Here is a 20,688-nt window from a genome sequence, read left to right as displayed (position 1 = left end):
CCAAGGCGACGTGAATCGCAGGGACGAAGCTAGCCGCTTCCGAAGCCCTCCCGCAACCGATCTTCGTGCTTGACAGAAAGATCGGAAGAACGAATCCGGGACGGGCGTTACAAAGCCGTTGCAAATCCATAGGGTTGCATAAAACTATTGATTTTTCAGCAGGATGAGCCTGTCCAAAAAGACAAGGGGCGCATCAAAGATGCACCCCCAGAGCCAGTAATTGCTGACCGAAACGGCCATGTTTACCAAAGGGAAATCAGTTTGCGCCGACTGCTTTTACACGAGCGGCAAGGCGCGAGATTTTGCGCGATGCAGTATTCTTATGATAAACGCCTTTTGTCACGCCACGCATGAGTTCCGGCTGAGCAGCCTGCAAAGCGGCCTTCGCGGCTTCGGCATCGCCCGAGGCAATCGCCTCTTCTACCTTGCGCAGAAAGGTCCGGATGCGCGAGCGGCGGGCTTTGTTGACTTCGGTGCGACGCTCGACCTGGCGGGCGCGTTTTTTGGACTGGGCAGTATTTGCCATGAGTGCGATTCCTGTCTGTTCTTCGTATCTCGGTTACGCAAAAGCACCACGGCTCCGTTCCTGTCGAACGGACATGATTCTTGCCTTAAGCGGGCCCACGCGCATGTAAGCCCGGGCCTATACAAGGCCCGGGCGAAAAAGCCAAGCGAAAATCACTTGCCCCGGAACTGAGGCTCACGCTTTTCAAGGAAGGCGGCCATGCCCTCTTTCTGATCCTCGGTCGCGAACAGCGAGTGGAACAGGCGGCGTTCGTATCTCAGCCCCTCGCTGAGGGTCGATTCGTAGCTTTCATTAACGGCTTCCTTGGCGGCCTTGACCGCGATCGGAGATTTCTCTGCGATCTTGCGGGCGATCGCCGTTGCCTCAGCAATCAGCTTGGCCGCCGGGACCACGCGGCTGACCAGACCCGAGCGCTCAGCCTCCTGAGCGTCCATGAAGCGACCGGTCAGCGTCATGTCCATTGCCTTCGATTTGCCGACAAAGCGGGTCAGCCGCTGCGTTCCGCCAATGCCGGGGATGACACCCAGATTGATCTCGGGCTGGCCGAATTTGGCATTATCGGCGCAGATGATGAAATCGCAGGCCATCGCCAGTTCACAGCCGCCACCAAGCGCATAGCCGGAAACAGCCGCGATAATCGGCGTCCGGATCCGCATGATCGCATCCGAGGGGGCCGCGAACAGATCCTGTTCGAAGACCTCGACGAAGCTTTTATCCGACATTTCCTTGATATCGGCCCCGGCGGCGAAGGCTTTTTCGCTGCCGGTAATGATGATGCAGCGGATCTTGTCGTTCTCGTCAGCATCTTTCAGCGCTGTCGTCAGTTCGGTGAGCAACTGAACATTCAGCGCATTCAGCGCATCCGGACGATTGAGGCGGATCAGCGCCACGTTATCGGAATTTTCGACGGTAATGGTCTTGTAACCCATGTGGCTTTCCTCGCATTTGCGCGTCCGGGCTCCGTATCAAACCCCCGAACCGGTTGCCAGACTTCACCTCGGATCAAAACCCATGACCCGCGCCGAGGCAAGCTATCGCTGACAGGAAGGACACCAGAAGCTCGACCGGCCGGACTGGGTGATCCGCCGGATCGTGCCTGCGCAGCCCGGTTTCCGGCAGGCTTCACCCTCGCGGCCATAGACGCGGAAACTGTGCTGGAAATACCCAAGCTCGCCCGTCGCCTGCCGGTGATCCCGCAAAGAGGACCCGCCTGCGGCAACGGCCTCGGTCAGCACATCCCTGATATGCTGCGCCAAAGCCTCCAGCCGCTGCCGCGAAATCCGCCCGGCGGCCCGTCTGGGATCGATTCCCGCGCGATGCAGAGCCTCGGAGACATAGATATTCCCCAACCCCGCCACGATCCGCTGATCCAGCAGCAGCGCCTTCACCGGAGCGCGGCGGTCACGAAAGCCGTTTGCCAGCGTCTCGCCACTGAAACCGTCCCCCAGAGGTTCAGGCCCCAGCATGTCCAGAAGCGGCGATTTATCGTCGCGGATCAGGTCCACCATCCCGAATCGGCGGGCATCGTTCAGCGTGATGCGCGTTCCCTCATCGGTTTCGATCACCACATGATCGTGACGGGGCAGAATCGACGGATCGCGGTGAAATTCGCCGATCCCTTCGCCCTCGATCAGCATCCGGCCCGACATGCCCAGATGGATCAGCAGAGATGCACCCCGGTCCAGATCGGCCAGTATATATTTCGACCTGCGCCGCAGCGCGGTCACCCTTGCACCGGTCGCAACCTGCACCAGATCCGGCGGGAACGGCCAACGCAACCCGTCGCGGTTCAGGGTCAGCCGGGCAATGCGCCGCCCCTCCAGATAAGGCAGCAGGCCACGGCGGACGGTTTCCACTTCCGGCAGTTCTGGCATTTCGCTGTCTTTCGTCGCATTGTGTCGCAAATTCTGCGGTCCTAACTGGACCCGGACAACATAAACGGCAAGAGCATGACCAGCGAGAAACAAACCCATTTCGGCTTCCGGACCATTGCCGAGGACGACAAGGCCGGCATGGTTCACGGCGTGTTTTCGCGCGTGGCGTCACGTTATGACGTGATGAACGACCTGATGAGCGTGGGTATTCACCGCATCTGGAAAAACGCCATGATGGACTGGCTGGCACCTCGGAACGGTCAGCATCTGCTGGATGTCGCGGGCGGCACCGGCGATATCGCCTTCCGCTTTCTGGACCGGGCACCGCAGGCGCGGGTCACGGTCTGCGACATGACCGAATCGATGCTGGTGGAAGGCCGCAAACGGGCCGAGGCGGGACGCCTTGCCGACCGGCTTGGCTGGGTCACCGGCGATGCGATGGGACTGCCCTTTCCGGATAACAGTTTCGACCGCTATACGATCAGCTTCGGCATCCGCAACGTCACCCGTATTCCCGACGCCCTGTCCGAGGCATTCCGCGTATTGCGCCCCGGCGGGCGGCTGATGGTGCTGGAATTCAGTCAATTGCCGGTCCCGGCGATGCAATGGGCCTATGATCGCTACAGTTTCAACGTGATCCCGGCGATGGGTCAACTGGTGGCGAATGATCGCGACAGTTATCAATATCTGGTCGAATCGATCCGCCGCTTCCCGGATCAGGAGATATTCGCGGGCATGATCCGCGATGCCGGATTCGAGCGGGTGCAATATCGCAACCTGTCGATGGGCATTGCGGCGCTGCATTCGGGCTGGAAGCTGTAGCATGCGCGGACCTCACAATATCTGGCGCCTGATCCGCACCGGCGCCACTTTTGAGCGTTCCGGTGCAATGGGCGTGGCGCTCGATGCCATGCAGGCCCCGCGCAATGTCCGAATCGCGGCACGGATTCTTGGCTGGCCCTTCCGGTGGTTGGGATATCGTGGCGATCCGGATCTGCCTCCGGTCACCCGTGCGATCACGGCGCTTGGTCCAGCCTATATCAAATTCGGCCAGATCCTCTCGACGCGCCCGGATGTGGTCGGGGTCGAACTGGCCGATCAGCTGACCTATCTCCAGGACAAGCTGCCTCCGTTTCCGACCGAGACCGCCAAATCGATGATCGAGGCCGATCTCGGTCGCCGCATCGAGGATGTGTTCAGCGAATTCTCGGAACCCGTCGCAGCGGCCTCGATCGCGCAGGTGCACCGCGCGAGGCTGGCCGATACCGGGCAGGAAATCGCGGTGAAGGTGCTGCGCCCAGGCATCAGCGGCGCATTCTCACGCGATATCGACGCCTTCCATTTCGGCGCGGATATGATCGAACTTCTGTCGCCCGCGACGCGCCGGCTGAGGCCGAAAGATGTCGTGTCCCATTTTGAAGGCGTGGTCAGCGGTGAACTGGATTTGCGGCTTGAGGCGGCCTCGGCCTCACTCTTTGCCGAGAATACCAAGGACGATGCCGGGTTTCAGGTTCCAGCGCCGCATTGGAATCTGTCCTCGCGCCGCATCCTGACCTCGGACTGGGCTGAAGGCATCTCGCTTGGCGATATCGCCGCGATCCGGGCCGCCGGACATGACACAGAGGCGCTTGCAGAGCGCATTCTCCAGCTTTTCCTGTCCCACGCGCTGCGCGACGGATTTTTCCACGGCGATATGCATCAGGGCAATCTGAAGGTCGCTGCGAATGGCGATCTGATTGCCTATGATTTCGGCATCATGGGCGAGATCGACGAATATACCCGCCGAATCTATGCCGACATCCTGATGGGCTTCATCAGGCGCGACTACGATATGCTGGCGAAGGTCCATTTCGAGGCGGGCTATGTCCCCCGTGACCGCGACCCGGCAGCCTTCGCCCGTGCCCTTCGCGCCGTCGGAGAGCCGATTTTCGGCGCGGATGCCAGCCAGATCTCTATGGCCAATCTGCTGGGATATCTGTTCGAGGTCACCGAGCGGTTCGGCATGCAGACCCGGACAGAGCTGATCCTGCTTCAGCGCACGATGGTCGTGGTCGAGGGCGTGGCGCGGTCGCTGAACCCGAATTTGAATATCTGGAAGGCAGCCCGCCCGGTCGTCGAGGATTACATCAAGGACAATCTCGGCCCCCGTGCGCTTGCCGAGGACAGCAAGCAGATCATCCGCATCCTGCATCGCGCAATGCCACTGATGCCGCAACTGATCGAGGATGCAATCTGGCGTGCACGGCAGCAATCGCAGCACAGCGAGACACGGCGCAAAAGCGGGATCGAGTGGCGGTCGGCGGCAATCGGGGCAAGCGCAATGGCGGTGCTGTTGCTGCTGATCGCGGCGCTCGGATAGGATCAGCGGGCGGGCGCGATCTGGCAGCAGCCACTGTAAAGCTGCGTGGAAACATCCTCAAGAATCACTGTCGCTTCCAGCCCGAATTGCCGTTCGGACATGCCGTCATTGCAGGCCGCATTGGTCACACTTGCCATCAGCCGTCCCGCATCGCCCTGCGCGACAAGGCCCCGGCGCGGGCTGCGGAAAACGCCGGTATCCAGAACCGTCAGCCGGTCATAGACGGTCTCGCCTTCGGGCGTCCACCAGACCAGACCTTCCGCGCGGGGTTCAAAGGACCAGAACGGCTCGGTCCCCGAGCATGAGAAATTCTCGGGAAGCGCATCCGCATTCCACACATCCGTGCGATAGGTCAGATAGCGCATCGAGACCCAACCGGAACGCTCTCCGACATTCATCGCACCCCAGTTTCCATGTGTCGCGACGATCTCGATCCCGGTAGCATCGGGAGGCAGGCTACCGATGATCGCGGCATCGGCAGAGGGGCTTTCGCGAATATTCAGCACATCATCGGCAGCAACATCGCTTATATCGAACAAGGTCGGCAGAATATATTCCTGTGTCGCTGCCGCAGGCGTCGCCATCAGCATCAGAAATAATAATCGCCAAAGCATCGCATCTATCCCATTGCCACGCCGAAAACCCGGCCGATTCCCGCAGTCACCGCCATTGCGAAACTGCCCCAGAATAGCACGCGAAGCACGGCCTTGCCTATCGGCGCGCCTCCGGCACGCGCTCCGACAGCGCCAAGCAGTGCAAGCGCAAGCAATGTGGCGATCCACACCAACATGATCGTATCCGAACCGCCCGAAAGCGCCGCACCCGCAAGCGGCACCGCCCCTGCCGCCGAAAAGGTCAGCGCCGAAGTGACCGCCGCCTGAACCGGATTGGCCCCATCATGCGCATCCGACAGGCCGAGCTCATCCCTGATATGTGCAGCAAGCGCGTCATGCTCGGTCAGTTCCCGCGCGACGGTCAGCGCCGTATCGGGGGACAGGCCGCGCTGTTCATAGATCCCGGCGAGTTCCTCCAGTTCGACATGCGGATTATTCGACAGCGCCTCGGTTTCCCGCAGGATATCGGCGCGTTCGATATCCGCCTGACTGGAGACCGAGACATATTCGCCCGCTGCCATAGACAAGGCACCCGCCGACAAACCGGCAAGCCCGGCAAGCATCACGGATTCATGCGCGGCCCCTGATGCCGCGACCCCCGCCAGCAGCGAGGCCACCGAGACGATCCCGTCATTCGCCCCCAGCACCGCCGCACGAAGCCAGGCCGAACGCGCGATGAAGTGAGGATCGTCGGGATGAGCATCCGGATGCGTATGGCGCGACATCGGCTGTTCCTTCAGGCAGTATCAGGCCCGGGCGGTCATACGCGCCACGCCGAGAACGTCCAGCACCTTCGCCTCGATATCCGGCGCGTTCATCCTTGCATCCGCATACATGGCAGCGGGTGAGTCATGGTCAATGAAAGTATCTGGCAGCACCATTGAGCGGAATTTCAGGCCGTGATCGAACACACCCTCATCAGAGAGAAGCTGCGCAACATGGCTTCCGAAGCCGCCGACAGCCCCTTCCTCGATCGTGATCAGCGCCTCATGCTCGCGGGCGAGTTGCAGGATCAGTTCGCGGTCCAGAGGCTTGGCGAAACGCGCATCCGCGACAGTCGGGCTGATCCCCAACGCGGCCAGCGATTCACGGGCCTTCATGACTTCGGACATACGTGTTCCAAAGGACAGGATCGCAACACGCCTGCCGGGAACGATCACCCGGCCCTTGCCGATTTCAAGCGGCTGACCCCGCTCGGGCATCTCAACCCCGGTCCCCTCGCCACGCGGGAAACGGAAGGCGATCGGGCCATCCTGATGCGCGGCTGCGGTTGCCACCATATGCACCAGTTCGGCCTCATCTGCGGCGGCCATGACCACCATCCCAGGCAGGCTGGACAGAAAGCCGATATCGAACGCCCCGGCATGGGTCGCCCCGTCGGCCCCGACAAGCCCTGCCCGATCAATGGCGAAACGCACCGGCAGCCGCTGAATCGCCACATCATGCACGACCTGATCATAGCCGCGCTGCAGGAAGGTCGAATAAATCGCGCAAAACGGCTTCAGCCCGCCCGCAGCCATCCCCGCCGAGAACGTCACGGCATGCTGTTCCGCGATGCCGACATCGAAGCAGCGGCGCGGGAACCTCTCGGCGAAGAGATTGAGCCCGGTCCCGTCCGGCATCGCCGCCGTGACCGCGACAATCGAGGAATCCTGCTCTGCCTCGGCCATGAGGGACCGCGCGAAAACGCTGGTATAGCTTGGCGCATTGGATTTCGCCTTGGCCTGCACCCCGGTCGAAACATTGAATTTACCGCGGGCATGGCCTCTGTCGGCGGCATCCTCGGCGGGGGCGTATCCCTTGCCCTTCTTCGTGATCGCATGGATCAGTACCGGCCCGGTGGCACGTGCCCTGACCGCCCGCAGCAAAGGCAGAAGCTGATCCATATCGTGACCGTCCACCGGGCCGATATAGGAAAAGCCCAGTTCCTCGAACATCGTCCCGCCAATCGCCATGCCCTTCAGCATTTCCTTGGCGCGGCGGGCACCCTCTTGCAGCGGTCCGGGCAGGAAACCGACCGCACCCTTTGCCATCGACTTGAGTTCCTGAAACGGACCCTCGGTATAGAGACGCGTCAGATATGAGGACAGCGCCCCGGTCGGCGGCGCGATGGACATTTCATTATCGTTGAGGATCACGAAAAGCCGCCTGCCCAGATGACCGGCATTGTTCAGCGCCTCGAAGGCCATGCCGGCGGACATCGCGCCATCCCCGATGACAGCAACAGCGTCCCCCGGCTCTCCGCCCAGTTCCCGCGCCATCGCGAAACCAAGCGCCGCGCTGATCGAGGTCGAGCTGTGCCCCGCCCCGAACGCGTCATACGGGCTTTCCGACCGCTTGGTGAAGCCGGACAGGCCGCCGCCGCTGCGCAGCGTCCGGATGCGGTCGCGCCGCCCGGTCAGGATCTTGTGGGGATAGCATTGATGCCCGACATCCCAGATGATCTTGTCGCGTGGCGCGTCGAACACCGCATGAAGCGCCACGGTCAGTTCGACAACACCCAACCCCGCCCCGAGATGACCGCCGGTTTCGCTGACGGCGCTGATCGTTTCCGAGCGCAGTTCATCGGCAAGCCGCGTCAGTTCCCGGTCGCTGAGCGACTTGAGGTCCGTGGGCAGGTTGACCCGGTCGAGGACCGGCGTTTTCGGGCGATCTTGGCTCATCATGGCGGCCCTTTCCGGGGCTTCAGCTTTGGCGGTCGATAACGAAACGTGCAAGCTCCCGCAAGTTATCCGCCTTATCACCATAAGGTGAAAGCGCCGAGACCGCACGTTCCGTCAACTCGGCTGCGCGGGATCTGGCCGTTTCAAGACCAAGCAAAGACACGAATGTCGCCTTGCCCGCCTGTGCATCCTTGCCGACGCGCTTTCCGATGGTTTCCTCATCCCCGGTCACGTCCAGCACATCGTCATGGATCTGGAAGGCCAGACCCAGATTCGCCGCATAGTCGCGCAACGCCTCACCGTCATCGCCCGCGATCAGCGCACCCGCTTCGGCCGCGAAGATGATCAGCGCACCGGTCTTGGCAGCCTGCATCCGCTTGATCCCGGCAAGATCCAGCGGCGTCGTCGCCTGCTCGGCCGCGATATCCAGCATCTGCCCATGCACCATCCCGTTGCCCCCAACGGCGCGGGCAAATGCCGGGATCAGACGCAGACGCGCCTCGGCATCGCCGATGGCCGGATCGGACAGCAGGCGGAAGGCCAGTGTCTGCAAGGCATCCCCGGCAAGAATCGCGGTGGCCTCGGACCACTGAATATGAACCGTGGGCATGCCGCGCCGCAGATCGTCATTATCCATCGCGGGCAGATCGTCATGCACCAGGCTATAGGCATGAAGCGCCTCGACCGCCGCAGCGACCGGAAGCGCGGCCTCATCTGCAACACCGTGCAGACGTGCCGATTCCATGACCAGAAAGGCCCGCATCTTCTTGCCGCCGACACAGGCATAGCGCATCGCATCCGCCAGATCGCCAGCGGGCAGATCCGACATCGCCGTATCAAGCGCGGCCTCGACCTGCTGCTTGATCTCCTCCATCCGGGGCAGCATCACTGAGGCTCAACCCTTGTCGTGCCGGAAGGCTGACCCTGTGACAGAGTGATCTTCTCGATCCTCTCTTCCGCCTCGCGCAGACGCGTCTCGCAATGCGTACGCAATGCCGCACCGCGCTCATACAGCTTGATGGAATCCTCCAGCGTGGCATTGCCGCTTTCCAGCCGCGACACGACCGATTCCAGTTCCTTCATTGCGTCCTCGAAGGACATATCGGCGATTTCACTCATGCTGCGCGCCTCATCAGTGTTTCACATAGGCCCGGCCTGACAGGCCGGTGCCGCAGGGTTGTAGCCGCCTTCGAAGCCGGAAACCACCATTGCGTGACGCGGATGTTGCAGAAAGCGAAGAGACGCTCAGACCTGATGCTGAATTTCGTCTTCTTCGCTTTCGGGCGAAATGCCAAGCGCCTCCATCCCGGCTTCCAGCAGATCCGCCAGACGCGGCTCTCCCATCAGGTAATCCGCAGTCGGCACCCGGCGCTCGGCCTTTGCGGTCTGAATCGCCTCGGCAAGATCCTCGGCATCGAAACTCTCACGCCCGATCCACATGACGGCGGTCAGCGAGGCTTTTTCATCGTCATTCAGATCCTCGATGAACTCATGCAATTCGGTGCGGATTCCGGTCCCGCGACGTTGGCCGCTATGGGCCCAGGCGTTGATCCCGCTGTCATATTCCCGGGCGCGAATAATGATGAAAGCGATTTTGTCGGCAGTGATTTCAAGCATCGGCGCCTCCTCTGAGCGGATTGTCGCGCCGGGCAGCGTCCGCGTCAATCCTTGCGACCGAACAGGCGCTCAATATCCGACAGCGACAATTTCACCCATGTCGGTCGCCCGTGATTGCACTGACCGGAACGCGGCGTCCGTTCCATCTCTCGCAGAAGCGCGTTCATCTCATCCGCCGTCATGCGCCGCCCCGAACGGACCGAGCCGTGACAGGCCATCGAGGACAGCACCGCATCGACCCGCGCCTTCAGCCGGTCGGACGCGCCCTGTTCCGCCAAGTCGTCGGCAATATCGCGGATCAAGGCAGCGGCATCCAGCTTACCGAGCAGCGCCGGAATTTCCCGCACCGCGACAGCGCCCGCACCGAAGGCTTCTATCTGCAAACCAAGCCCGGCCAGATCATCGGCGATGGACAGGACACGCGCGGCGTCCTCATCGGGCAGTTCGACGATCTCCGGGATCAGCAGCGCCTGCGCGGCAATGCCGTTCTGCGCCGCCTGCGCCTTCAGCCGCTCATAGACCAGACGTTCATGCGCGGCGTGCTGATCGACCAGCACCATCCCGTCAGAAGTTTGCGCAACGATGTAATTTTCATGGATCTGCGCCCGCGCCGCACCCAAGGGCGCATCTGCCGGAACAACCTGTTCCGGGACAGGCTCAAATCGCGCCGAGGGGCTTTCCGAGAATCCCTGAAAATCCGGTGCCTGCGCCCTGTGCGCCGCTTGCAGCGCCGATGCCGGGGGCCGGTACTCCATCTGATAGCGGAAACCCGGGCTTTGCGCGGTCTCCTCGCTGCGGAAAGCGGCCAGGGTCGCCGCTCCGACCGTATCGGAGGCGCGGCGCGATTCCTGCGCCAGAGTGTTGCGCAATGTCGAAACGACAAGGCCCCGCACCAGATCGGGCTGGCGGAAACGGACCTCTGCCTTCGAGGGATGAACATTCACGTCCACGAAATGCGGATCGCAGTCGATGAACAGCACCGCAGCAGGATACCGGCCAGAGGGCAGCACATCGAAATAACCGGCCCGCAAAGCGCCGGTCAGCAGCTTGTCGCGCACGGGCCGGGTATTGACGAAAACATGCTGCGCGACAGCAGCACCGCGCGAATAGGTCGGAAGTGCGGCAAACCCGGTCAGCCTGACGCCGTCGCGTTCGGCATCGACCCGGATCGCATTGTCGATGAAGTCGCGCCCCATGACCCGCGAAAGGCGGGCATGCAGCGCATCGAACAGGTCGCCCTGCTCTGCATCGGCGCGAAAAATCAGCCGGTCCTCATCGGACAGGGTAAAGCCGACCGAGGGTTCCGCCATTGCCAGACGCCGGATCACATCCGCGATGGCCTGCGTCTCGGCGCGTTCACTGCGCAGGAATTTCAGCCGCGCCGGCGTGGCGAAGAACAGATCGCGCAACTCGACAATGGTGCCGCGATTCGCCGGAGCGGGCCGCACGGCTTCGGCCTTTCCGGCAGTGACGCGGATCTCGGCCCCGTCCTGCAGCGCCCGCGAGGTAATCTTCAGCCGTCCGACCGCACCAAGCGAGGGCAACGCCTCGCCGCGAAATCCGAAACTGTGAATGTTCAGCAGATCCGATCCGTCGATCTTCGAGGTCGCATGACGCGACAGCGCCAGAGGCAGATCCTCTGCGGTCATGCCACAGCCATCATCCACCACCCGGATCAGCGATTTGCCACCCTGAGAAATTGTCACATCAATGCGCCGCGCCCCGGCATCAAGCGCATTCTCGACCAGTTCCTTCACTGCCGAGGCAGGCCGCTCGACAACTTCGCCCGCCGCGATCCGGTTGGCAACGCTGTCATCAAGCTGCCTAATAATAGGGCGTATATGGGGCGTGTGCTCACTCATACCGCAAAATCTAGCATAACGTCCAAACTCTGGGAATGATTCGCAGCGCCAAGCACGGGATTTGCGGAACTTCTGCGCCTCGCGAAAGCTTTATTAACCAGGCGGAACCGATCCGCACGAATTTGGGAGTTAAACATGAAAAAGATTACAGCCGTTCTTTTCTGCTGCACCGCCTTGGCCGTTTCGGCATGCGGTCCCAACACCGCGACACGCGCAACCACAGGCGCCGCGACCGGAGCCGTCGTTGCAGGTCCTGTCGGAGCCGTCGCCGGGGCCGCGCTTGGCGGATCGGGAACCGTACGGGTGGAATAAAATCCCGCCTCAATGAACAGCCGATAGTTAAGGCCGCGCCATCACATGATGGCGCGGCCTTAACTTATTCCGCTGCTTCTATCCCGTCGGGCTGCCCAACCAGCACGAATTGCAGCGCATCCGCATCCAGCCATTTCTGCGCAACGCGGGCAACATCATCAGCGGTCACAGCCTCAATCAGGCCATTCCGCGTGTCGGGATAGTCGATGGGCAAGCCGATAAGCTGCATTCCCGTCAGGATACCGGCGATTCTGGTGTTACCGTTCCAGCGAAGCGGATATTCTCCGGTCAGATAGGTCTTGGCATCCGCCAGTTCCTGATCCGTCACACCTTCGGACATAAGCGCCCATTCCTGCCGCGTCAGTTCGACCGCCTCGGCCACCGATGCGTTAGAGCTTGCCATCCCGCCCTGCCAGCTTGCGCCGTACACACCGTTCACCAGCGAGGTATAAACGCCATAGGTCAGCCCGCGTTTTTCGCGAATCTCCTCCATCAGCCGCGAGGAAAAACCGCCGCCGCCCAGAATGTGATCGGCAACGAACGCCGCGAAATAATCGGGATCATCCATTTCAGGCGCAGGCTGAAGGAAGCTCACCACGGTTTGCGGGCTGTTCCACTCGATCAGTTCGACGCCACCATCGGCCAGAAACTCTGCCTTCGAAGGCAGGGGCGCGGTCGCCTCGGCTGGCAGATCGGCGATGATCCGGTCGATCAAAGCGCCAAGTTCTTCGGCGTCGATATCCCCCGCCGCGCCGACAATCAGGCGATCTTTCGCGATGACGCGGTTCTTCGCCTCGACCAGATCGACCGGACCAAGAGGCATGACGGAATCCGCCGTCCCGTTAATCGAGCTGCCATAGGGATGCGCCCCCCATGCTGCCTTTGCCGCAGCCTTCGTGGCAATGGCCTGCGGATCATTATCCTCGGCCCTGATCGAGGCCAGGACCTGTCCCTTGACCCGCTCTACCGCGTCATTATCGAAGCTCGGATCGGCAAGCGCCAAGGCGATCAGATCGGCCACCTCATCGCGGTTTTCGGTCAGCATCCGGGTGGAAACGGTCAGCGCGTCGTCGCCGACATCGAAATCTATCCCCGCGCCAAGTTCCTCGACCGCCGCCGCAAAGCCGGTCGCATCCATCTCACCCGCGCCTTCCTCAAGCGTGTGGGTCATCAGATTGATCGCACCGCGCTTTCCCGGCGCATCGAGGCTTGCCCCGCCGCGAAAGGCGAAGTTCAGCGCCGTGAACGGGATCGAGTGATCCTCGACCAGCCATGCCGTCACACCGGATGGCGTGGTGATTTCCTGAATCTCGGTGGCATGGACCGGCTGCGAAGCGATCGCGCTGGCGGAAACAAAGGCGATTACACGCAGAAAGCTCATTCGGCGGCCTCCTCGGTCATGGGTTCCGGCCCGGAAGCGTCAGGGGCCTGCGGCACATCACCCGGGGTCGGCTCATCCGATTCGGCAGGCAGCAGCCATCCCGTCACCGTCGCAGTGCTGTTCAGCACCAGTTCCGCCGCCTCGGCGACATCTTCCGCCGTGACATCCGCCAGCAGATCGGGCCAGTCATTCACATCTTCGACGCTCAGCCCGGTTGCCAGACCCTGACCGTAATCATAGGCGCGGCCATGCGCGGAATCTCGTGAATAGATCTCGGCGGCGCGGATCTGGGTCTTGACCCGCTCAAGCTGATCGGGGTCGGGGCCTTCCTCCAGAAACTTTGCCAAGGCCTCATCAAGCGCGGCCTCGGCCTCTTCGATGGGAACGCCGTCAACCGGAGCCATCGAGATGTAAAAATTCGTCGGGTCCACCGCAAAACCGTCATAGGCAGCGCTTGCGTAAATGGCCTTGCCGGTCATCATCAGTTCCTGCGCCAGAACCGAGGTCTGCGCCGAACCGCCGATCAGTTCGGCCAGTACGGCCAGAGACGCCGCCATTTCCTGTTCGCCCGGATCGCGTTCCGGCACCAGCACGGTCCGCGTCATGACCGGCTGAGGCACACGCGGATCATGCATGACCATGCGGCGCGGGGCTCGCTGTTCCGGTTCCTGCGGGCGTTCTTCGCGGGCCACGTCCTCTTTGGCGGGGATCGGGCCGTAATACTCCTCGGCAAGACGTCGGGCTTCATCCGGCGTCACATCCCCAGCAAGGATCAGGATCGCATTATTCGGCGCGTAATATCTGTCATACCAGTCCAGAGCATCCTCACGCGTCAGCCCGGTCATCTCGGCCCGCCAGCCGATCACCGGGCGGCCATAGGGGTGATTGAGGAACTGAGCCGCCCCGCGCTCTTCCCGGAACAGCGCCGAGGGATCGCTGTCGGTGCGCTGCGCACGTTCTTCCAGCACGACCTGACGTTCGGCCTGCCAGTCCTCCTCCCCGATGCGCAGATTTTCCATCCGGTCGGCCTCCATCTCCATGATCAACGGCAGGCGGTCCGAGGCGATGCGCTGGAAATACGCGGTATAATCATAACTGGTGAAGGCGTTATCCATGCCGCCATTCGCGGTGACGGTCTTGGAAAGCTCTCCGGGTTCCAGCTTTTCCGTACCCTTGAACATCAAATGCTCAAGATAATGGGCAAGCCCGGTCTTGCCAGGTTTTTCATCGGCTGACCCGATCTTGTACCAGACCATCTGGACCACGACAGGCGCACGGTGATCCTCGATCACGACAGCCTCAAGGCCGTTATCCAGTGTGAAACTGCTGATACCAGGAGGCATCTCGGCATGAAGCGGGGCGGCAAAGGTGGTAGCCAGCGTTGCGGCCAGTAAAAACGCGCGCATCGGCGATCCTTTCACGGGGCAGAAGCAGCGCGAAGATGGCGTCGCGCGGCGCGGCGGGCAAATCACGACCCGGTGACCGGGCCCGCGATCCGATTACTCGTCCAGAAGCGGCGGTGCCGATGGCGTCCGCGCACCCGCACGTTTCCAGCGCTCATTTTCGGCCCAGCTATCCAGTGTCATTGGTTCATAAGCGCGATAATAGACATCGGTCTTCGCCCAGACCTCAAGCAAGCGGCGGGAACGGCTGGCACGCAGCTCAACATCTTCCTGAGCAACCTGCTGACGAATACCCGGCGTCACGCCGAGCCGCGACGTATAGTTGACCAATGCACCATCGGCAGAACCGATCCCCGAAGGTGTCAGACGCTGCGGATCGCCGCCAAGGGCCGCCACCGCATCGCCTTTGGGATTCGGGTCGGTCAGATTCGTCCCGCCCGGAGTCGGCTGCGGCAACTGGTTCAGATCCGGCGGAAGCAGCAGGGGGCGCGTCGGAACGATCGCGAACTCATCGGGCGTATCCTGACCGGCCGTAATATTATGTAGACGCGGATCGTTGGAACAGGCAGCAACAGCCGCCGCCCCGATCAATGCCCAGATTGCCCGCATTCCGGTCCCCCGTTTATCATTGCTGCCCGTTCTAACCGGATTTTCCGGGCGCGTCACGGGTCTTGTCTTCATCCGCCTTGTTCGGCTGCGGAGGATGCAGGATCAGCCCGATCGCGCCCGCAAAGATCGAGATATCCGCGACGTTGAAGCTGTACGGATTCTGCCAGTTCGGCAGGGACATATTCAGGAAATCCGCCACCGCGCCATAGGCGATGCGGTCAATCACATTTCCGATTGCTCCGCCGATCAGCAGGCCCGCCGACATCTGGGCAAACCATCCCGGCCGGGTCTTGCGTACCCACAGCCACACCCAGACACAGATCGCCACGGCGATGGCGATCAGCACCCAACGGGTAGAGTTCTCGGACGAGGAAAACAGCCCGAAATTCATCCCCTGATTCCATGCCATATGCAGATTCACCCAGGGCGGGAGAAGCTCGATCTCCCGCACACGATCAAGCCGCAGGACATGGACGACATAATATTTGCTGATCTGATCAAGCGCGATGATCGCAGCCGCAACCCAGACGAGGACGCGCAGCGTATGCGTCGAAGCGGTCTGCGCAGCAGCATCCTTCTTCGCCGCAGACGCCTTTTTCGGCTGCGTCCCCGGAGCTTTCCTTGCCTTGCCGGTCGATGCGGCGGCGCTTTTGGTTGCTTCCTTGGCCATCAGTGGCGGAAATGACGCTGACCGGTGAACACCATCGCCAGACCGCGGGCATCGGCAGCGGCGATCACCTCGGCATCGCGCACCGAACCGCCGGGCTGGATAACCGCAGCCGCGCCCGCATCGGCCAGTGCCTCGACCCCATCGGCGAAGGGGAAGAACGCATCGGATGCCACCGCGGCCCCGGTCGTCAGCGGAAGCGGCAGAGACAGCGCTTCGGCCATATCCTGCGCCTTGCTGCGCCCGATCCGCGTCGAATCGACGCGGCTCATCTGACCGGCACCGATGCCGACCGTCGCCAGATCCTTGGCATAGACGATTGCATTCGATTTGACATGCTTGGCGACGGTCCAGGCAAACAGCAGATCCGCAAGTTCTTCATCGCTTGGCTGGCGCTGCGTGACGACCTTCAGATCCGCCTGCAAAACCCGGCCATTATCGCGAGACTGGACCAGAAACCCGCCCGCAACCTGCCGGAACGCCATGCCGCCCTGACCGGGATCGGGCAATCCGCCCGTGGTCAGCAGGCGCAGATTCTTGCGGGCCGCGAAAACCTCTTTCGCCTCGTCAGTGGCGTCGGGAGCGATCACAACCTCGGTGAAGATCTCGCTGATGGCACGGGCCGTATCCGCGTCAAGCGTCTGGTTCAGCGCAATGATACCGCCAAATGCCGAGGTACGGTCGCAATCATAGGCCCGGCGATAGGCTTCTTCGGCGCTTTCCGCCCTCGCGACGCCGCAGGGATTGGCGTGTTTGATAATGGCACAGGCCGGACCGTCCGCCGGATCGAACTCCGCCACTAGCTCAAACGCGGCGTCGGTATCGTTGATATTATTATAGGACAGCTCCTTGCCCTGCCATTGCCGCGCCGAAGCAACACCGGGACGAGTCTCGGCAGTAGTATAGAACGCGGCACGCTGATGCGGGTTCTCGCCATAGCGCAGCCCCTGCGCCAGCGTTCCCGCGAAGACCCTGCGGCGCGGCGTTTCGGTGCCGGTCGCGTCAGCCATCCAGCCCGAGACGGCAGCATCATAGGCCGCTGTCCGCGCATAGGCGGTCTGCGCCAGAGATTTGCGCATCGACAGATGTAGCCCGCCCTTCGCGGCAAGCTGCTTCAGCACCGCGTCATAATCCTCAACATCGACGACAACGCCGACATAGGCGTGATTCTTGGCAGCGGCGCGGATCATCGCAGGGCCGCCAATATCGATATTCTCGACACATTCAGCGTAATCCGCGCCCTTCGCGACGGTTTCCTCAAACGGGTAGAGATTGACCACCAGCAGGTCGATCATGCCGATATCATGCTCTGCCGCCGATTTCATATGCGCATCGTCGTCACGCAGGGCAAGCAGCCCGCCATGCACCACCGGATGCAGCGTCTTGACCCGGCCATCCATCATTTCGGGAAAGCCGGTGACCTCGGAGACATCCTTGACGGCGATTCCGGCATCGCGCAGGGCCTTCGCCGTACCGCCCGTAGACAGGATCTCGACGCCGGCTTCATCAAGCCCCCTCGCGAAGTCTATCAGCCCGGTTTTGTCTGAGACGGAAATCAGGGCACGTTTCAGCGGAACGATGTCTTGCGGCATATCATCCTTGAGGCATTGCTTTCGGTTCAGCGCCTAGCTAGCGCCTGCCCGCATCAAGGTCCAGCTAATCTGCATTGCATATGTCTGCAGAGTTTGCCGCAGAACGATCTGGGACGACGCCAGAGGCTCCGGCTCGCCTGCCTCAAGATAGGCAGAGGGCTCCAGCGTCAGCCCGGCCACAAGATCGTGACTGAAATACCATTCCTCATTCCCCGGCAGTTCAAGCCGGACCGCATCGCCATCCGGTATCGCCGTGATCGCGGGATGCAGATGAAAGCGGATTTCAAAGCGGATCCCGCCGGATTCCTGCAAGGCCCGGCTCAGCCGGTCCTCTGCATCTTCATCCAGAGCGGCAAGCGTGTCCTCTCCGCGCAGTTCATCGCCATCGGGGGACAGGTACAGTTCGCGCAGATGAGTCAGCCCGTGCGTCCCCTGCCAGGCATCATGACCCGACAGGATCGTTTCCGCCTCATGCGGCGATGCGAGCGGTTGATCCGGGGGCAGAAGATTGCCGTCCCTGTCGCATTTCCCTGCCCAGACCTTTTGCGGCAACAGGGTCAGACGCTCATTCCCCTTCCCGTCTGGCGGCAGAAGCTTGGCTGAACTCAGCCCCGAAAGGCATAAGGTCGAGTGACAGGCCGTTGCCCGGCTGGCGCGAGGCCATGCCCCGCCGAAATGACGGCCCGAGCCGCAATTCACGATGATCGGATGCCGGGCCGAAGTGAACTCTATCGCCAGGGTCGAGGCATGGGCATGGGCCGCCGCCGCACCGGCAGGCGGGGCCGAGGCATCCAAAATCACCGTCGCGCGGGCACGGGCCAGCCTTGCATAGCCTATCGCGTGACCCCGGGCCGGGTCGGCGGGACCAGATGCCATGCGCAGGCTGTGATCCAGCCGCCCCGACACGCCGCGCCCACTGCCATGACAACGCGGCAATCCGCCATCCGCATGGCGCAAGGCCCGCAGGACCGGCACGATCTCTTCAATCGCAGCGTCTATCTGTCGCGGCAGGGTATGCCCGGTTGCAATGGCGGTTTCCCTGACCCAGCCAAGCAGGGACAGGCAGGTCAGCAATGCCTCGGCATCGCGGCTGTGCATGACATCGCGGTGCAGGCTGTTTTCGACCTCCCGCGCAAGCGCCTCAAGCGCGGGCGGCACACGGGTTTCGGCCCCGCGCAGCGACATGGCCGCAATCGCCCTGCCCGACAGAGCCTCGATGCGCGACCTTCCCGATTCGGCATCGGCGCCTTCCAGCAGGGCAAGCTGCGCGTGAAGACTGTCGAAAAACGGCTGAGCGCCGTTCCGGTCCAGCCCCGGCAGGATCTGCCCGGAATGCAGTATCCAGCGAAGGACCCTTCGCCCGGTCACATCCGCCCGCCATTGCGGATCGAAGCTTTCACCCGGCGGTTTCGGATAAGCTGCGATCCAGTCCAGCACACGCCGCTGCGCAAGGTCCCGCGATTTCGCGCTGTTCACTGCGACCAGATCGTCAAGCCAGCCGAACCCGTGAAACTCCTCCGCGATATTTGCGGGAACCGGTGCAGTTCCAAAGGGATCGCCTTCGATATATCCTCCGGTCAGGTTCAGCCTTCCGTCCAGCATCTGCTGACCGCGCATAGCCGAACCGAGGCCACGAATCGCAGGCTGAAAAACGAAACCGAAGGGAGGCGCGGCATCGCTCATCCGGCCACCCGATGTTCTGCCTCTGGTTTGCGCAGACGGGCGATGAAGAACCCGTCCATCCCGCCAAGATCCGGCCAGTAATCCGGGCGTAACCGCAGCCCGCCGCCTGCGGTGATCCATTCCGGCGCGATCCCCGGCAGATCCGGCATCTCGACACGCAATTCTGGGTGACGCGACAAAGCTGCCGCAAGCTGTGCTTCACCTTCTTCCGGCAGCAGGGAGCATGTCGCAAAAACCAGCCTGCCGCCGGGACGCAGCATCGAAACCGCCCGGTCGATCAGCCGGGCCTGCAACTCGACCAGACCGGACACCGCCGAACCGTCGCGAATCAACGGCAAATCAGGATGACGGCGAATAGTGCCGGTGGCAGAGCAAGGCGCATCCAGAAGGATCGCATGCGGCGCGGTATCCGGCTGCCATTCCAGAGCGTCAGCCTCGACGATGTCGGCGCTCAGCCCGCAGCGCTGAAGGTTTTCACGCAAACGCGTCAGCCGCGCCGCCGAGATATCCACCGCCGTGACATGCGCACCGGATGCGGCGATCTGCAATGTCTTGCCTCCCGGCGCGGCACAGAGATCCACGATGTTTTCCTCGGGCTGCGGCTGCAATACCCGCGCCGCCATCGCGGCTGCGGCGTCCTGCACCCACCACTCGCCCGAATCGTAGCCCGGCAGATTGCTGATCTGACCCGCATCGCGAAGGCGGAAGGACCCGGTCGGCAAAGGGTCGCCGGGCGCATCCAGACCCGGCTTGCAGGTCAGATCCAGCGGTGCGCCATTTTGATGCGCTAACTCGATTTTTGCCGTAACATCCTCGCCCCATGCCGCGATCACGGAACCGCGCAGCCAGTCCGGCATCTCTTCAGGAGGCAAGTCCCGCCACGCCTCGCCTTGCACCGAGACCTTGCGCAGCACCGCATTCACCATCCCCGCCGCCGCCCTTCCCTTTGGCCCCATGCCGCGCACAAGACCGACCGCTGCGTTGACGGCACCATGCGGAGCCTCGCCCGCCTCCAGCATCTCAACCGTTGCCAGACGCAACAAGTCAAGCACTTCGGGCCGTGGTTTCTTCGACACATGCTGAACCAGCAGGGAATCGGCGCGATCGATATTGCGCAGCACGCTGAGCGCCAACCGCTGCGCACGCGCCCGATCCGGAGGCGCCAGCCGCGAGATCGCGCCCGCCTGATCGGACAGGGCCACGCCATCCTGTACGCCCGAAATCAGCCTCAATGCGCCTTTTCTCGCCGCATGCTGTCGTGGCGCCTGTGCCTTTGCCTTGTCCAATACCGGTCCTTTCCCTAGATTCCATCCTGTTACCGCAATGAAAGGCCGCCCGCTATGTCCGAGAAACGCGATTTGCCGCCCGAGGCGCAACGCGCCCTTGCCGAAGCCGCAGAGCGCCGCAAGCAGGCAGCCGAGTTGAAGCTGCCGACAGAGCTCGGAGGCCGCGACGGGCCGGAACCCATCCGTTATGGCGATTACGAGAAAAAAGGGCTCTGCGTCGACTTCTGAGAACAGGCGCGG

At 62.3% G+C, this 20,688-nt stretch carries 21 protein-coding genes; 4 read left to right on the top strand and 17 right to left on the bottom strand.

Translation table 11 applies throughout. The annotated features are described in order from the left end of the window. Positions 1-256: 256 nt before the first annotated feature. The 3 genes from rpsT to mutM form a co-directional block, all read right to left on the bottom strand. Positions 257-526, bottom strand: coding sequence for a 30S ribosomal protein S20 (gene rpsT / locus PAE61_RS17555; protein WP_271113624.1), 270 nt, complete (start codon positions 524-526; stop codon positions 257-259). A gap of 152 nt (positions 527-678) precedes the next feature. Continuing rightward, positions 679-1,455 carry an enoyl-CoA hydratase gene (locus tag PAE61_RS17550; RefSeq protein WP_271113623.1) on the bottom strand — a complete coding sequence of 259 codons (777 nt, stop codon included), beginning with the start codon at positions 1,453-1,455 and terminating at the stop codon, positions 679-681. A 102-nt stretch (positions 1,456-1,557) separates the two neighbouring features. Next, positions 1,558-2,400: a bifunctional DNA-formamidopyrimidine glycosylase/DNA-(apurinic or apyrimidinic site) lyase gene (gene mutM / locus PAE61_RS17545; RefSeq protein ID WP_271113622.1), complete on the bottom strand. Its 843-nt coding sequence runs from the start codon at positions 2,398-2,400 to the stop codon at positions 1,558-1,560. 75 nt (positions 2,401-2,475) lie between these two features. On the opposite strand from mutM, the gene ubiE reads away from it, so the two are divergent. Both ubiE and ubiB read left to right on the top strand, forming a co-directional pair. Then, positions 2,476-3,222 (top strand): bifunctional demethylmenaquinone methyltransferase/2-methoxy-6-polyprenyl-1,4-benzoquinol methylase UbiE, encoded by a 747-nt coding sequence (gene ubiE, locus PAE61_RS17540; protein WP_271113621.1) that lies wholly within the window; start codon positions 2,476-2,478, stop codon positions 3,220-3,222. Between the two features lies 1 nt (position 3,223). Beyond that, positions 3,224-4,759: a 2-polyprenylphenol 6-hydroxylase gene (ubiB, locus tag PAE61_RS17535; protein WP_271113620.1), complete on the top strand. Its 1,536-nt coding sequence runs from the start codon at positions 3,224-3,226 to the stop codon at positions 4,757-4,759. Positions 4,760-4,761: 2 nt separating this feature from the next. On the opposite strand, the gene PAE61_RS17530 is transcribed toward ubiB, so the two are convergent. The 7 genes from PAE61_RS17530 to mutL form a co-directional block, all read right to left on the bottom strand. Then, positions 4,762-5,373 (bottom strand): COG3650 family protein, encoded by a 612-nt coding sequence (locus tag PAE61_RS17530; RefSeq protein ID WP_271113619.1) that lies wholly within the window; start codon positions 5,371-5,373, stop codon positions 4,762-4,764. A 5-nt stretch (positions 5,374-5,378) separates the two neighbouring features. Beyond that, positions 5,379-6,098, bottom strand: coding sequence for a VIT1/CCC1 transporter family protein (locus PAE61_RS17525; protein WP_271113618.1), 720 nt, complete (start codon positions 6,096-6,098; stop codon positions 5,379-5,381). Between the two features lie 21 nt (positions 6,099-6,119). After that, entirely contained in the window at positions 6,120-8,036 is a 1,917-nt protein-coding gene (dxs, locus tag PAE61_RS17520) for a 1-deoxy-D-xylulose-5-phosphate synthase (protein ID WP_271113617.1), read from the bottom strand. Positions 8,037-8,058: 22 nt separating this feature from the next. Then, positions 8,059-8,922, bottom strand: a complete 864-nt coding sequence (locus PAE61_RS17515; RefSeq protein WP_271115192.1) for a polyprenyl synthetase family protein — start codon at positions 8,920-8,922, stop codon at positions 8,059-8,061. Further along, positions 8,922-9,155 carry an exodeoxyribonuclease VII small subunit gene (locus tag PAE61_RS17510; protein ID WP_271113616.1) on the bottom strand — a complete coding sequence of 78 codons (234 nt, stop codon included), beginning with the start codon at positions 9,153-9,155 and terminating at the stop codon, positions 8,922-8,924. The genes PAE61_RS17515 and PAE61_RS17510 overlap by 1 nt, the downstream gene beginning before the upstream one ends. Before the next feature lie 126 nt (positions 9,156-9,281). Then, positions 9,282-9,653 carry a DUF3775 domain-containing protein gene (locus PAE61_RS17505; RefSeq protein ID WP_271113615.1) on the bottom strand — a complete coding sequence of 124 codons (372 nt, stop codon included), beginning with the start codon at positions 9,651-9,653 and terminating at the stop codon, positions 9,282-9,284. 44 nt (positions 9,654-9,697) lie between these two features. After that, positions 9,698-11,515, bottom strand: a complete 1,818-nt coding sequence (mutL, locus tag PAE61_RS17500; protein ID WP_271113614.1) for a DNA mismatch repair endonuclease MutL — start codon at positions 11,513-11,515, stop codon at positions 9,698-9,700. A 135-nt stretch (positions 11,516-11,650) separates the two neighbouring features. On the opposite strand from mutL, the gene PAE61_RS17495 reads away from it, so the two are divergent. Beyond that, positions 11,651-11,827, top strand: a complete 177-nt coding sequence (locus PAE61_RS17495; protein WP_271113613.1) for a hypothetical protein — start codon at positions 11,651-11,653, stop codon at positions 11,825-11,827. Positions 11,828-11,891: 64 nt separating this feature from the next. On the opposite strand, the gene PAE61_RS17490 is transcribed toward PAE61_RS17495, so the two are convergent. The 7 genes from PAE61_RS17490 to PAE61_RS17460 all read right to left on the bottom strand — a co-directional run bounded on the left by PAE61_RS17490 (position 11,892) and on the right by PAE61_RS17460 (position 20,448). Then, the gene (locus PAE61_RS17490) at positions 11,892-13,208 is read right to left on the bottom strand and encodes a M16 family metallopeptidase (RefSeq protein WP_271113612.1); all 1,317 of its coding nucleotides are present in this window, start codon (positions 13,206-13,208) and stop codon (positions 11,892-11,894) included. Continuing rightward, on the bottom strand, positions 13,205-14,614 hold the full coding sequence (locus PAE61_RS17485; RefSeq protein WP_271113611.1) for a M16 family metallopeptidase: 1,410 nt from the start codon (positions 14,612-14,614) through the stop codon (positions 13,205-13,207). Before PAE61_RS17485 ends, PAE61_RS17490 begins: the two co-directional genes overlap by 4 nt. A 93-nt stretch (positions 14,615-14,707) precedes the next feature. Beyond that, positions 14,708-15,220 carry a DUF3035 domain-containing protein gene (locus PAE61_RS17480; RefSeq protein ID WP_271113610.1) on the bottom strand — a complete coding sequence of 171 codons (513 nt, stop codon included), beginning with the start codon at positions 15,218-15,220 and terminating at the stop codon, positions 14,708-14,710. A 31-nt stretch (positions 15,221-15,251) separates the two neighbouring features. Further along, complete coding sequence (gene lspA, locus PAE61_RS17475) at positions 15,252-15,890, bottom strand: signal peptidase II (RefSeq protein WP_353620367.1); 639 nt, start codon at positions 15,888-15,890, stop codon at positions 15,252-15,254. Next, positions 15,890-17,479, bottom strand: a complete 1,590-nt coding sequence (gene purH, locus PAE61_RS17470) for a bifunctional phosphoribosylaminoimidazolecarboxamide formyltransferase/IMP cyclohydrolase (protein WP_271113609.1) — start codon at positions 17,477-17,479, stop codon at positions 15,890-15,892. The genes lspA and purH overlap by 1 nt, the downstream gene beginning before the upstream one ends. A gap of 33 nt (positions 17,480-17,512) precedes the next feature. Beyond that, on the bottom strand, positions 17,513-19,162 hold the full coding sequence (locus PAE61_RS17465; RefSeq protein ID WP_271113608.1) for a heparinase II/III family protein: 1,650 nt from the start codon (positions 19,160-19,162) through the stop codon (positions 17,513-17,515). Then, positions 19,159-20,448, bottom strand: a complete 1,290-nt coding sequence (locus tag PAE61_RS17460; RefSeq protein WP_271113607.1) for an RsmB/NOP family class I SAM-dependent RNA methyltransferase — start codon at positions 20,446-20,448, stop codon at positions 19,159-19,161. The genes PAE61_RS17465 and PAE61_RS17460 overlap by 4 nt, the downstream gene beginning before the upstream one ends. Before the next feature lie 54 nt (positions 20,449-20,502). Here PAE61_RS17460 and PAE61_RS17455 point away from each other — a divergent pair, with 54 nt between their 5' ends. After that, a complete protein-coding gene (locus PAE61_RS17455; protein ID WP_271113606.1) occupies positions 20,503-20,676 on the top strand; it encodes a DUF1674 domain-containing protein in 174 nt (57 codons plus the stop codon). The last annotated feature ends 12 nt before the right edge of the window (positions 20,677-20,688 follow it).

This window comes from Paracoccus aerodenitrificans (assembly GCF_027913215.1).
GTDB classification, from domain to species: Bacteria; Pseudomonadota; Alphaproteobacteria; order Rhodobacterales; family Rhodobacteraceae; genus Paracoccus; species Paracoccus aerodenitrificans.
Note: the sequence above shows the minus strand (reverse complement) of the source record. Positions and strands in the feature narration are given on the sequence as shown.